The sequence below is a fragment of the Polaromonas sp. P1_H6 genome (assembly GCF_056405195.1).
In genome coordinates, this window is the sequence record NZ_JBFUCN010000022.1 from 32,474 (window position 1) to 46,119 (window position 13,646).

General features: G+C 65.1%; 9 protein-coding genes. 4 read left to right on the forward strand and 5 right to left on the reverse strand.

The window, feature by feature from the left end:
- The first annotated feature begins 363 nt into the window (after window positions 1-363).
- Complete coding sequence (locus AC1D1F_RS18390) at window positions 364-1,476, forward strand: response regulator (protein WP_477653964.1); 1,113 nt, start codon at window positions 364-366, stop codon at window positions 1,474-1,476.
- A complete protein-coding gene (locus AC1D1F_RS18395; RefSeq protein WP_477700796.1) occupies window positions 1,473-4,895 on the forward strand; it encodes a response regulator in 3,423 nt (1,140 codons plus the stop codon). The genes AC1D1F_RS18390 and AC1D1F_RS18395 overlap by 4 nt, the downstream gene beginning before the upstream one ends.
- On the opposite strand, the gene phhA is transcribed toward AC1D1F_RS18395, so the two are convergent.
- Genes phhA through hppD form a run of 3 tightly spaced genes read right to left on the reverse strand, consistent with a single transcriptional unit; the run spans window position 4,892 to window position 7,801 of the window.
- Window positions 4,892-5,800: a phenylalanine 4-monooxygenase gene (gene phhA / locus AC1D1F_RS18400; RefSeq protein WP_477696184.1), complete on the reverse strand. Its 909-nt coding sequence runs from the start codon at window positions 5,798-5,800 to the stop codon at window positions 4,892-4,894. The genes AC1D1F_RS18395 and phhA overlap by 4 nt on opposite strands.
- A complete protein-coding gene (locus AC1D1F_RS18405; protein ID WP_477696185.1) occupies window positions 5,788-6,603 on the reverse strand; it encodes a transporter substrate-binding domain-containing protein in 816 nt (271 codons plus the stop codon). The genes phhA and AC1D1F_RS18405 overlap by 13 nt, the downstream gene beginning before the upstream one ends.
- Before the next feature lie 34 nt (window positions 6,604-6,637).
- Entirely contained in the window at window positions 6,638-7,801 is a 1,164-nt protein-coding gene (gene hppD / locus AC1D1F_RS18410) for a 4-hydroxyphenylpyruvate dioxygenase (RefSeq protein ID WP_477696186.1), read from the reverse strand.
- 117 nt (window positions 7,802-7,918) lie between these two features.
- On the opposite strand from hppD, the gene AC1D1F_RS18415 reads away from it, so the two are divergent.
- The gene (locus AC1D1F_RS18415) at window positions 7,919-8,392 is read left to right on the forward strand and encodes an Lrp/AsnC family transcriptional regulator (RefSeq protein ID WP_007867295.1); all 474 of its coding nucleotides are present in this window, start codon (window positions 7,919-7,921) and stop codon (window positions 8,390-8,392) included.
- Between the two features lie 263 nt (window positions 8,393-8,655).
- Window positions 8,656-9,396 carry a GNAT family N-acetyltransferase gene (locus tag AC1D1F_RS18420; protein ID WP_477696187.1) on the forward strand — a complete coding sequence of 247 codons (741 nt, stop codon included), beginning with the start codon at window positions 8,656-8,658 and terminating at the stop codon, window positions 9,394-9,396.
- Between the two features lie 42 nt (window positions 9,397-9,438).
- Here AC1D1F_RS18420 and AC1D1F_RS18425 read toward each other — a convergent pair whose 3' ends face one another.
- Together AC1D1F_RS18425 and uvrA are read right to left on the reverse strand one after the other, a co-directional pair.
- A complete protein-coding gene (locus AC1D1F_RS18425; protein ID WP_477696188.1) occupies window positions 9,439-10,374 on the reverse strand; it encodes a DMT family transporter in 936 nt (311 codons plus the stop codon).
- Between the two features lie 74 nt (window positions 10,375-10,448).
- The gene (gene uvrA / locus AC1D1F_RS18430; RefSeq protein ID WP_477677567.1) at window positions 10,449-13,520 is read right to left on the reverse strand and encodes an excinuclease ABC subunit UvrA; all 3,072 of its coding nucleotides are present in this window, start codon (window positions 13,518-13,520) and stop codon (window positions 10,449-10,451) included.
- Window positions 13,521-13,646: the final 126 nt, after the last annotated feature.

Genomic DNA, 13,646 nt, shown 5'->3' on the forward strand with positions numbered 1-13,646 from the left:
CGGCCATTTCGTGAATAAGGAAGAGCTCCTCTTTTTAGAGGATATCGTAAGCGAAGTAACAAACTATTACGCCCTCTTTTTGTAGGAGGAGTTACCCGCTAGGCAAAAGGATTACACCCGATTTTGGGAGCGCTGTTGCGTGAGCGCTGAATTGGGCGCATCACCGCGCCACCATTGCCAATCCGCGCGGGGGCGCAGAGGGTTCTTCCTCCGCTCCTCAGACGGATTCCTTGCGTTTGGACGCGACAGCGCGGCACTTGTGAAAAAAACCGGGTTGATAAGCAGCGTTGCGCTGCGATTTTCGGGGCAGTTCCCGACAAAATACGGCCTTGGCCCCCAGAAACACAACAGCGAGAGTTTGGTATGCCCTTGATCGTGGTGATTGATGATGACGCAGGCACACGCATGCTGGTCACCCAGGTGCTCAAGAAGGAGGGTCACGAGGTCATGGAGGCCGATGACGGCGCCAAGGGCCTGGAACTGATCCGCGAATTCAGGCCTGACGTGGTGGTGAGCGACATCCAGATGCCCCAGCTGGACGGCTTTGAGGTGCTCGACAGGGTGCGCAACGACGACGCGCTGGCCACCATCGCCGTGATCCTGCTGACCTCGCTGCAGGACCGCACCCACATGCGCCAGGGCATGACCACCGGCGCCGACGACTACCTGACCAAGCCCTTCGCCCCGCAGGAGCTGCGCGAGGCGGTCAATGCGCAGCTCAACAAGCTGACGCGCGCCGAGGCCATGCGCGCCCAGGTCGTGGACAAGGCCGTGCAACTGGCGCTGGTGGAGCAGGGCCAGAAGATCAGCGACCTTTATGAGATACGCATGGCGCAGTCGCTGAGCCAGCAGTGGCCTGAAACCGGCGCGGTGCAGGACAACGACAAATTCGCCAGCGCGACGGTGCTGTTCGCCGACATGCGCGACTACGGCCTGTGGACGCAGTGCCTGTCTGGCCCGGAGCTCAGCGACGTCGTCAAACGGCTGTACAGCAGCGTCGGCGACACCGTCTACCTGTTCGGCGCGCATTACATGCAGTTCGTCGGCGACGGCATGCTCTGCGTGTTTGTCGACGCCGCCGACACCCATTCCGTCAACCACGGCCTGCGCGCGATGCGTGCGGCCCTGGGGCTGGCCGACGCCACCAAACGCATAGACACCTATGTGCGCCAGCGCTTTCCGGAGCGCGGCCTGCCGAACTTCGCCCTGGGCGTGGCCCTGCACAGCGGCCCCGTCGCCTTTGCGCGCCTGGACGGCTTGATAGGCCGCTCCGGCCAGACCACACCCATAGGCGACACGGTGGCCGCGACGCTCAGGCTGTTCCAGGGCAAGCCTCCGCTGGACTGGACCATCGCCGCCAGCGTGCAGGCCACGCGGCTGGTGACCGGCGCGGTGCGCACCGGCCGGCGCGCGCTGGTGCAGATCGCCGGGCGCGCCAAGCCGCTGGACACCGTGGAAATCGTGGGGCTGGCATGACGGCGCGCCAGATGGGCGCCGCGGCAGGCAGCCTGCCCGGGCGCAGCTGGTCGCTGCGCGCGGTGCTGGTGACCAGCCTGCTGCTGTTTTCCATCGTGCCGGCCGCCACCGTGGGGTGGGTTTTGTACCGCAGCAACCTGCAAAGCGTGCAGACGCTGGCCGAGAAGACCGTCGACGGCGTGGCGCAACGGGTGCAGATCAGCACCCAGGAGCACCTGGCGCAGGCCCACGTCGTGCTCAACGGCCTGGTCCAGGAGCAGCCCGGCGAGGCCGGCGTGGCACGCGCGCGCCAGCTGATTCAGAACCCGACGCTGTTCGAGCAGACAGCGTTTGCCATGACCCGCATGAGCCCCCGTGTGCCCCAGATGGTGCTGGCGACACACCGCGGCGAATACCTGGGCGTGGAGGCGCTGTCGCAAAGCGGCAATGGCGCCACGCAGGTGGCGGTGCGCAAGGAAGGCGGGCAGGGCCGCAGCTATTTCTCGGCCGAATACCCGGGCGACCGCCGGCAGAAAGCCTCGGCCGATACCGCAAACTACGAACCCCGCACCCGGCCCTGGTACCAGGCCGCCATGGAGAACAAGGGCCGCAGCTTCACGGCCGTGTCCCCCTCGGCGGCGCACAACCAGTTGCTGATCACGCTGGCGCAACCGGTGTACGGGGTGGACGGCGGCTCACTGGGCGTGTTCGCGGTGGACCTGCACCTGGCGCAGCTCAAGGAGTTGCTGCAGACCATGGTCTTCAGCGCCCACGGCACCGCCTTCCTGCTCGACGAGCGCGGGCTGCTGGTCGCCAACTCGACGATAGACCCGCTGTTCACCAGCGCCGGCGGCAAGCTGGAGCGCAGCAAGCCGCTGGACAGCCGCAACCCCATCATCCGCAGCGCCTACAACGAGGTGGCCTCCAGCCTGGGCCAGACCCTTCCCGACAGCGTGCAGCGCATCGCCTTCCTGCACCGTGTGCCCATGGAGGGCGATACCCTGATCGTGGTGCTCAAACCGTTCGGCGAGAGCCTGGGGCTGCGCTGGAGCCTGGTGGTGGCCGCCCCCGAAAGCGATTTCGCCGCCGCCAGCCAGGCCGCCCTGCGCAACACCCTGGGCGTGATGGTCCTGGCGCTGGTGCTGGGCGCGTTGCTGGCCACCTGGCTGGCCTACCGCCTGAGCCGGCGTTTCCGGGCCTTGAGCGTCGCTGCCGGACAGCTGGCGCGCGCCGAAGTGCCGCAGGTGCAGCAGAACGCCCGCATCACCGAGGTGCGGCAGCTTTCGCAGGCCATGCACGACAGCGCCGAGGAAATCCTGCGCAACCGCGCCGCCATCGACGCGCAGAACATTGCCCTGCAGGATGCCAACGAGACGCTGGAGGCGCGGGTCGCCAGCCGCACCGCCGAGCTGGCCGCCTCCCGCGAGGAGGCCCTCGCCGCGGCGCGCGCCAAGGCCGCCTTCCTGGCCACCATGAGCCACGAGATCCGCACCCCGCTCAACGGCGTGGTGGGCATGACCACCTTGCTGGCCGACACGCCGCTGGACCCCGAGCAGCGCGACTACCTGCACACCATGCGCGTCTCCAGCGACCAGTTGCTGGGCGTGATCAACGACATCCTGGATTTTTCCAAGATCGAGTCCGGCAAGCTGGACCTGGAAAACGAGCCGCTGAACCTGCTGGCCACCATCGAGGAGGCCTGCGACATCGGCGCGCCGCGCGCCAGGGAGAAGGGCCTGGAGCTGCTGGTCGACATGGGCGACGAGCTGCCCACCTGGGTGCGCGGCGACGTCACGCGCCTGCGCCAGGTCCTGCTGAACTTCGTCAACAACGCCGTCAAGTTCACCGAGCACGGCCAGGTTATCGTCTCGGCCCACGTGCTGGAGGACGCCACGCCCGAGCGCGGCGGGCTGATTGAATTCCGCGTCAAGGATTCCGGCATCGGCATCCCGCTGGACCGCCAATCCGCGCTGTTCCAGTCTTTCACGCAGGTCGACACCAGCACCACCCGCAAATACGGCGGCACCGGCCTGGGGCTGGCCATCTGCAAGCGCCTGGCAGGGCTGATGGGCGGCGGCGTCGGGCTGGAATCCGCGCCGGGCCAGGGCTCCACCTTCTGGTTCACCGCGCGGCTGGGCTATGCCGACGCGCCGGAGATCGCCAAGCTGTCTTCGTTGCACATGGTCAGCCTGGCCGGCAAGCGTGTGCTGGTGGTCGACGACACGCCTGTCAACCTGCGCATCCTCGACAAGCAACTCAGGCGTTGGGGCATGGAGCCCGCGCTGTTCGAGCGTGCCCCCGAAGCGCTGGACTGGCTGCGGGGCCAGCCGCCCATGGACGTGGTGGTGACCGACATGCACATGCCCGAGATGGACGGCCAGACCTTTGCCCAGACCCTGCGCGAACGCCACCCGGGCAGCCGCATCGTGTTGCTGACCTCGGGCACCATGCCCACCGGTGAGCAGGCCAAGGTGTTTGACGCGCGCCTGCTCAAGCCCTACCGGCAGTCGCAGCTCTTCGAGGCGATCGCCCGTGTCACCTCGGCGCCGGAAGCCGTCAAGGCCGTGGCCGAAACCGGCAAGCCCGAGTCGCGCAACCAGTTCATCCTGGTGGCCGACGACAACGCGGTGAACCTCAAGGTGGCGCTGGCCATGCTGGCCAAGCTGGGCTACGAGGCCGCCACCGCCCTCAACGGGCGGGAGGCGGCGGACCGCGTGGCCGCCTCGCTGCGCCCCGAAGGCGGCGTGAGCAGCCGCGACGGCCCCCGGGCCTATGCCGCCGTGCTGATGGACGCCAATATGCCGGTGATGGACGGTTTTGCCGCTTCGCGCGAGATCATCGCCGCACATGGCGCCGCCGCGCCGCCCATCATCGCGCTGACGGCCTCGGTGCTCGAAGAAGACCGCCAGCGCTGCCTGGCGGCCGGAATGGTGGGCTTTCTGCCCAAGCCGCTGCGCATCGACGAGCTGTCCGAGGCGCTGGCCCGCTACGCCCGCAAGCCCGAGGACGCAGGCGCCGCGAAAATCATGGCGGCCGAAGCGGCACTTGCCCTGGGCAATCCGCCGGGGGCTGAAGCGGCTTCAGTGGTCCTGATGGACTGGAGCCGCCTGGAGCAGTTCAAGGAATTCGACGATGACGAGCGCAGCATGACGCGCGAGGTGATCGCGCTGTTCGCCAGCGACGCGCCGAACCGTATTGACGACATCCGTGAAGCGCTGTCTGCCTCGGACAGCGCCGAGCTCTCGCGCGCGGCGCACGCCCTCAAGGGCGCGGCGTCGAATGTGGGCGCCGAGGCGCTCAGCGACGCTTGCTTTGTGCTGGAGCAATCCTGCCTGCAGGGTCAGTGGCCGACCGATGCGGGGCAGCAGGTGGCGCGTTTGTGCGAACTGGCCGAGCAGACCCGGCACGCGCTCAACGGCTGGATGGCCAGCCCCGCCTAGGCTGCGGCGAGCGCCTGGGCCAGCGCCCGGTAGAAGGGCGTGAAGTCCGGCTCCGTCAGCCTCAGCAGCGCCTCAAAACTGTCGATCACAAAATACTGCTGCTGGAAGGTGTCTATCTTGTAGGTCGACGACATGCAGCGCAGCAGGTCGTCGTTGTCCCGCAGCGGGATGCGTTTGGGTTCCGCGGACTCTACGCTCCAGGCCAGCTCGCCCGGGCTGCTCAGGATGCCCGCGCCGTAGGCACGGACCTCGTCGCCGCCCTTTGTTTCGCGCATCAGCCCGAACTCGATGGTGTACCAGTAGAGGCGCGAAAGCATTTCCACCGCGCCGGGAATCGGCTCTGTCCCGTGTGTGCCGTGCTCCAGCGCATGCGCCTTCAGCGCGCCCTTGCCGTAGGCCTGGATGTGGTCGGCGTAGCTGGGGTCGAACAGCAGCGGCACGTGGCCGAACAGGTCGTGGAAGATGTCGGGCTCGACGATGTAGTCGAACTCGGCCGGCGTGCGTATCCAGTCCGTCACCGGGAATTTGCGGTTCGCCAGCAGCGTGAAAAACGGCACCTCGGGGATCAGCCCCGGCACGCCCACCAGCTGCCAGCCGGTGGCCTTGAAGAGGCGCGCATTGATGTCCTCAAAGCGCGGGATCGCGTCGCTCGCGCCCAGGCTGGGCAGGGCCTCGATAAAGGCGCTGCAGGCCCGTCCCGGCAACAGGGCCGACTGGCGTGCGTACAGGCGCCGGTAGGTCTCGTGGTCCTCCGCGGTATAGGCCGCGTAGTTCTGCGGGCAGGTGTAGTCCGCGTTGACCTGGCCGCCGCGCGCGTAATCGCCGCGCGGCGGGCGGTCGGACTGGCCGTACACCGCCGGCGGCGGGGTGCCGCCGCTGTTCTTGCTGTCGGCTACTTCAGCCATTGGCTCTCCACACGCTGGTATTCGCCGCCGGCGCGCGCCAGGTGCAGCCACTGGTCGACGTAGGCCTTGAAAGGCACGTCGCCGCGCGGCAGCAGGTACGCCATTTCGCCGTACTGCAGCGGCTTGTCGGGGTTGATCGCGCACAGGCCCGGCTTGAGCCTTTGCTGGGTGATGGCCTCGGCCGATTCGGTGACGAACACGTCGGCGCGATTCGCCAGGATCTCGTCAAAAATCGTCAGGTTCTCGGGGTTCAGCCGCATCTGCGCCTGCTTGAAGTTGGCACGGGCAAAACGCTCGTTGCTGCCGCCGGGGTTGAAGATCACGCGCGTCGCCGGCTTGTCGATGTCGGCCACGGTCTGGTATTTGGCGACGTCGGCGCAGCGCGCGATCGGCGTCTTGCCGTTGACCATATAGGGCGCGCTGAAAAAGGCCTTCTTCTGCCGCTCGGTGGTCACCGAGATGCCGCCCACGGCGATGTCGCACTTGCCGGCCGTCATGTCCGGCATCAGGTTGGACCAGCTGGTCTTGATGTATTCAGGCTTCACGCCCAGGCTGGCCGTGAACGAGGTCATCAGGTCGATGTCGATGCCTTCGAACGTGCCGTCGGGTTTGTGGAAGCTGAAAGGCTTGTAGTCGCCCGGCGTGCAGATGCGCAGCACGCCGGCTTTTTGCACGGCGTCCAGGCTGGACGCCGGCGTCATGCTGACGACCGTCTGGGCCGAGGCGCCGGCGCAAGCCAGCAAGGCGGCCGAAACCAGGCCGAGTACGGCCAGCGGGCGATGCGATTTCAAGCGAAGGGACATGGAAATCTCCGTGAGGGGTGGGTCAAAGGGAGCTTTATTGTGCGCCCGCTTTCCCGCTCGTCTTTCCGTCCGCCAGAACCCCGCGGCGCATCTGGTCCAGCTCAATGCTCTCGAACAGCGCCTTGAAGTTGCCTTCGCCGAAACCATCGTCGCCCTTGCGCTGGATGAACTCGAAGAAGATGGGGCCCAGCTGGTTTTCGCTGAAGATCTGCAGCAGCAGCGCGCCCTTTTTGCCGTCCACCAGGATTTTGCGTTTCTTCAGGTCCGCCACGCTTTCGCCGTGGCCCGGGATGCGCTTGTCGACCAGCTCGTAGTAGGTGTCTATGGTGTCCAGCAGCTTCACGCCGCTGGCGCGCAGCGCGTCCACCGTGGCGAACAGGTCGTTGCTGCCCATGGCGATGTGCTGTATGCCCTCGCCCTGGTAGCGGTCCAGGTACTCCTGGATCTGGCCGGCTTTCTCGTTGCCCTCTTCATTGATCGGGATGCGGATCTTGCCGCAGGGGCTGGTCATGGCCTTGCTCTTCACGCCGGTGACCTGGCCTTCGATGTCGAAATAGCGGATTTCGCGGAAATTGAAGAGCCGCTCGTAAAAGCCGGCCCACTCGTCCATGCGGCCGCGGTGCACGTTGTGCGTCAGGTGGTCGATGTAGGTCAGGCCGTGGCCGGCGGGATTGAGCGCATCGCCCGCAATGCCGGGCAGCGGCTCGAAATCCACGTCGTAAAAGCCGATGTTGCCGATGTCACCGGGCTGCGCGCCGTTCTTGCCGCGCCATTTGTCGATGAAATAAATGATGGAGTCGCCGATGCCCTTGATGGCCGGGATGTTGAGCTCGCCCGGGCCCGCCGTGTGGGCGTAGCCCCAGGCGCCCAGCGCGATGGCGCGTTCGTAGGCGAACTTGGCGTCCTTCACGCGAAAGGCGATGGCGCAGACGCTGGGGCCGTGCTGGCGCGCGAAACGCTGCGCGAAGGAATCGGGCTCGGCGTTCAGGATGAAGTTGATGCCGCCCTGGCGGTACAGCGTCACGTTCTTGTGGCGGTGTTTGGCAATCGGCTTGAAGCCCATGCGCACGAACAGCGCCGCCATGGCAGCCGGGTCGGGGGCGGCGTACTCGATGAATTCAAAGCCGTCGGTCCCCATGGGGTTGTCCCAGGCCGCGCCTTGTTCAAAGTTCAGGGCGGTGTCGGTGCGTGCGTTCATGCGTGTCTCCAAAATGGTGGGCTATGCATTGGACTTTAGCGGCGTCCGGCATCAGTTTTACTGCGAAACAGGGCGTTAAAATTGCCTTTGACGCAGTAAACCTGCAAAATAAGCAGCATGGAAACACTCGACAAGCTCGATCGCCAGATCCTGCGCAAACTTCAGGACGACGGCCGCGCCACCTACGACCAGCTGGCCGAACAGGTGGGCCTCTCGCCCAGCGCGGTGCTCAGGCGCGTCAAGCGGCTGGAAGAAAGTGGCGTCATAGACCGCTACGTGGCGCTGGTCAAACCCGAGGCTGTGGGCCTGGGCCTGACGGCCTACCTCAACGTGCGCCTCGAAAAGCACACCGAAAGCCACAAACGCAACCCCATGGACCTGTTCCGCGCCAGCGTGCAGACCTGGCCCGAGGTCGCCGAATGCGCCGCGCTGACCGGTGAGATGGACTATCTGCTGCGCGTGCTGGTCGAGGACATGGCCCACTACAGCCGTTTCATCATGGACACCCTGCTCAAGCACCCCAGCGTGCAGGACTGCAAAACCAGCTTTGTGCTGGACCGGGTCAAGGCGACCACGGCCGTGCCTTTGTGAGGGCGTGAAGCGAGTCAGGCCTGCGTCAACAAGCGGGTAGCCAATGGCTGTGTGCTGGATTTGGCAGGATCGCGGTTTGGATTGTGTTGCTGCATTGCAACATTTTCATCTTCCATGCCAATTGGCTATGATTTTTATAGCTCGCCAAGCCCTGCTTTTGCGGAAAAGTGGCAATCCGGGGCGATTTTGGCAGCTCTCCCTATTGAAGGCCCCGGAGAAGCCCTTAGACTGGGAATTCTAGGGAAAACCCTTATATTGAAGCCATGGTCTCACCCAGCACACTGTTAAAAGCTTCCTACAACGCGAGCAAGGAGTTCTTCCGCCCGCCTGTAGCCGAGACGAGCGCGCCGCAGACGCCTGCCGTCCCGCGCGTCCAGCCCGTCATGGTTCCCATCCGCTCCATAGGCCCCAGCCACGGGGGACGCATCGCCGCCCACTTGCTGGCCCTGGATGAACACGACCGTTACCTGCGCTTCGGCTACTCGGCCAATGACGAACAAATCCGCCGCTATGTCGACGGCCTCAACTTCGACCGGGACGAGATCTTCGGCATCTACAACCGCAAGCTGCAGCTGATCGCCATGGCCCACCTGGCGCATTCGACCGACCCGAATCTCAAGAGCTGCGCCGAATTCGGCGTCTCGGTGCTGGCCCAGGCCCGCGGCCGGGGCTACGGCTCGCGCCTGTTCGACCGCGCCGTGATGCACGCCCGCAACGACGGCGTCGACATGATGTTCATCCACGCGCTCAGCGAAAACACCGCCATGCTCAACATCGCCCGCAAGGCCGGCGCCACCATCGTGCGTGACGGCTCGGAAAGCGAGGCCTACCTCAAGCTGCCGCCAGCCGACCTGGATTCGCGCATGACCGAAATGGTCGAAGAGCAGATTGCCCAGACCGATTACCGCCTCAAAGTCCAGGCCAAGCAGTTCTGGGACTTGCTGGGCGCGATCCAGGAAGTGCGGCAGGGCGTCCGGGATGGGCGGGACCGCATGCCGATGTAATTCTCTGGTTCGGCGGGCTGGGAGAAGTTCGCCACCAAAGATTCAATCTGCGGGCTTCTCTTTCTCCTCCATGGTCACCAGCCAGATCCCATAGCAGACCAGCACCAGGGCCAGGCCGTTTTTCCACTCCAGGAACTGCTCCTCCAGGAACATTGCCGACAGCATGGTCCCAAAAATCGGCACCATGAAGTTGAACACCGTGATCATGCTCACCCGGTTGTACTTCAGCAGAATCGTCCACAGCGAAAACGCCGCCGACGACAGCACCACGAGGTAAACCATCAGCAGGGTAGATTTGACGGTGAAGCCCGTCAGAGACCCTCCGGTGGCCAGACCGATCAGCAACAGGGCCAGGCCGCCAATGGCCAGCTGCCAGCCCGTGAGCACCACGGAATCCACGCGCTGCGAGACCTTTTTGCCGTAAATGCTGGCGGCGGACAGCACAAAGGCGGCGATCACCACAAAGCCCTCGCCCAGCAGCGTGAAATCAAAGCTCAAGAGGCTTTCGCTGAAGTTCACCACCATCACGCCCGCGAAACCCACCACGCAGCCCAGCACCTTGTTGAAGCTGAGCCTGTCGTTCTTGTAGATGTAATGCGCCAGCAGCACGCTGAAGAAGGTGCCGGTCGCGTTCATGATGGAACTCTTCACGCCCGTGGCATAAGCCAGCCCGATGTAGAAAAACACGTACTGCACGCTGGTCTGCGTCAGGCCCACCAGCGTGACCTGGCCGAAGGTGCGGCGGTCCAGCTGGAACACCGGCTTGCGGCTGACAAGGGCAAACACCAGCAGCACCAGGCCGGCAAAAATAAAACGCCAGCCCGCGAACACCAGCTTGGACGGAATGTCATCGGCGGCGATGTGGAACAGCGCATAGCCGTTCTTGATCGCCGGGTAGGCGCTGCCCCAGAGCAGGCAGCACAGCGAGGCCAGCAGGAAAACGACTTTGCGTTGGGTGAAAAACGTGGAGCTGTTCAAAACCTGGATCCTATGAAAGGAAGAGAGAAAGGCGCGGCCCGGGCGCGGCGCGCGCCCAGGTGCATCGACGCAAATTACAGCAGGCGCGCCAGGTAGCGTCCCGTATGGCTGGCGGGATTGGCCGCGATGTCTTCCGGCGTGCCCACGCCCACCACGGTACCGCCGCCGGCGCCGCCTTCGGGGCCCATATCGACCAGCCAGTCGGCCGTCTTGATGACGTCCAGGTTGTGCTCGATCACGACAATCGTGTTGCCCGCGTCGCGCAATTGGTGCAGCACCTTGAGCAGCAGGTCGATGTCGGCGAAGTGCAGGCCGGTCGTTGGCTCGTCGAGGATGTAAAGCGTGCGGCCGGTGTCGCGTTTGCTCAGTTCCAGCGCGAGCTTGACGCGCTGCGCCTCGCCGCCCGACAGCGTGGTCGCGGCCTGGCCCAGCTTGATGTAGGACAGGCCCACGTCCAGCAGCGTGTGTAGCTTGCGCGCGATGACGGGAACCGCCTTGAAGAACTCGGCTGCGACCTCGACCGTCATGTCCAGGATCTGCGCGATGTTCTTGCCCTTGTATTGCACTTCGAGCGTTTCGCGGTTGTAGCGCATGCCCTTGCACACGTCGCAGGGCACATAGACGTCGGGCAGGAAATGCATTTCGACCTTGACCACGCCGTCGCCTTGGCAGGCCTCGCAGCGGCCGCCCGCGACGTTGAAGGAAAAGCGCCCCGCACCGTAGCCGCGTTCGCGGGCCGTGTTCATCTCGGCCATCAGCTCGCGTATCGGCGTGAACAGGCCGGTGTAGGTGGCCGGGTTGCTGCGCGGCGTGCGGCCAATCGGCGACTGGTCAACGTTGATGACCTTGTCGAAGTGTTCTATGCCTTCAATCGCTTCATGCGCGGCAGGCTCCTCGTGCGCGCGGTACAAGGTGCGGGCCACGGCGGTGTACAGCGTGTCGTTGACCAGCGTGGACTTGCCCGAGCCGGAAACGCCGGTCACGCAGGTCAAGAGGCCGACCGGAAACTCGACGCTCACGCCCTTCAGGTTGTGGCCGGTGGCATTGATCACGCGCAGCGCCTGCATGTCGCCCAGCGTGGCCTGGTGCACGGCCTCGCGCGCGGCGCGGCGTTCGGCGGCCGGGCTTTGCGGAAAGCGCGAGGCCTTTTTCTTCTCGGCGGTTTCCACCGCCTTCACCGTCGGCAGCCAGGGTGTGCGGCGCTTGGGCACGGCGATTTTCAGTGTCTGCGCCAAATACTTGCCTGTCAGCGAATCGGGGTTGTTCTTGACTTCGTCGAAGGTGCCCTGGGCCATCACGCGCCCGCCGTGGATGCCGGCGCCCGGCCCCATGTCGATGACGTGGTCGGCCGCGCGGATCATGTCCTCGTCATGCTCGACCACCAGCACACTGTTGCCGATGTCGCGCAAGTGTTTGAGCGTGCCGATCAGCCTGTCGTTGTCGCGCTGGTGCAGGCCTATGCTGGGCTCGTCGAGCACATACATCACGCCGGTCAGGCCCGAGCCTATCTGCGAGGCCAGTCGTATGCGCTGTGACTCGCCGCCCGACAGCGTCTCGGCGCTGCGGTCCAGGCTCAGGTAATTGAGGCCGACGTCGTTGAGGAACTTCAGGCGCAGCCCGATCTCACGCACCACCTTGGCGGCGATCTCGGCCTTGGCGCCTTCCATCTTGAGCACGCTGAAATACTCGAAGCTCTCGCGCAGGGTGGCGTGGCTGATCTCATAGATCGCCTTGCGCTGGGGCTGGGCGCCGCCCTCGGGCGCGCTGACCAGGTAGACGTGGCGCGCCTCGGTGCGCAGGCGCGTGCCTTCGCAGTCGGGGCAGGGCTGCACGCTGCGGTAGCGGGACAGCTCCTCGCGCACGGCGGCGGAGTCGGTCTCGCGGTAGCGGCGCTCGAAGTTGGTGATCACACCTTCGAAAGGGTGCTTCTTGCTGATCTTCTTGCCGGCGAAGTTGCCCGAGTCCATCACGTAGCTGAACTTGATTTCCTCGTCGCCCGAACCGTGCAGCACGACCTGCTGCACGTTGTCGGGCAGGTCCTCGAAGGCCGTGTCGATGTTGAATTTGTAGTGTTTGGCCAGGCTTTCCAGCATGGCGAAGTAATAGCCGTTGCGCCTGTCCCAGCCCTTGACGGCGCCGCTGGCCAGGCTCAGCGAGGGGAAAGCCACCACGCGCGCCGGGTCGAAAAACTCCATGTGGCCCAGGCCGTCGCAGGTCGGGCAGGCGCCGACCGGCGAGTTGAACGAAAAGAGCCGCGGCTCCATCTCGCTGAGCGAATAGTCGCAGACCGGGCAGGAGAATTTCGCGCTGAACAGGTGTTCCTTGCCGGTATCCATCTCGAGCGCAATCGCCTTGCCGTCGGCCAGGCGCAGCGCAGCCTCGAAACTTTCGGCCAGGCGCTGCTGCAAATCGGCCCGCACCTTGATGCGGTCTATCACTACGTCGATGTTGTGCTTCTCGGTTTTCTTGAGCTTGGGCAGGTCGTCGAACTCATAGGCCGTGCCGTCGACGCGAAAACGCACATAACCCTGGGACTGCATTTCGGCGAAGACGTCGACGAACTCGCCCTTACGGTCGCGCGCCACCGGCGCCAGGATCATCAGCTTGGTGTCTTCCGGCAGGGCCAGCACGGTGTCGACCATCTCGCTGACGCTTTGTGCCTGCAGCGGCAGGTCGTGGATGGGGCAGAACGGCGTGCCGGCGCGCGCGAACAAGAGGCGCAGGTAGTCGTGGATCTCGGTCACCGTGCCCACGGTCGAGCGCGGGTTGTGCGAGGTGGCCTTTTGCTCGATGGAGATCGCGGGCGACAGGCCCTCGATCATGTCCACGTCGGGCTTGTCCATCAGCTGCAAAAACTGGCGCGCGTAGGTCGACAGGCTTTCGACGTAACGGCGCTGGCCCTCGGCGTACAGCGTGTCGAAGGCGAGGGACGACTTGCCGGATCCGCTCAGCCCGGTGATCACCACCAGCTGGTTGCGCGGAATGTCCAGGTCGATGTTCTTGAGGTTGTGCGTGCGCGCCCCGCGAATGCTGATGCGCTGCGCCGCCAGGGCTTGTGCCAGGTAGCGGCCCTGGGCGGGCTCCGCCACGTGCCGGCCTTCCGCAGCCTGGGAGGCAAGGTATTTGCTGTCGTCGGGAGAGTTCAAGATGTGGCAGCCGCAAAACTCTCCATCATAGACCGAAGCACCGTTTCAAGCACAATAGCCGTCTGGACAAGGTCCGGGCGGCCGGGGCTTGCCGCGCCCCGGTGCCCCAAACTCCCGATCCGCCCC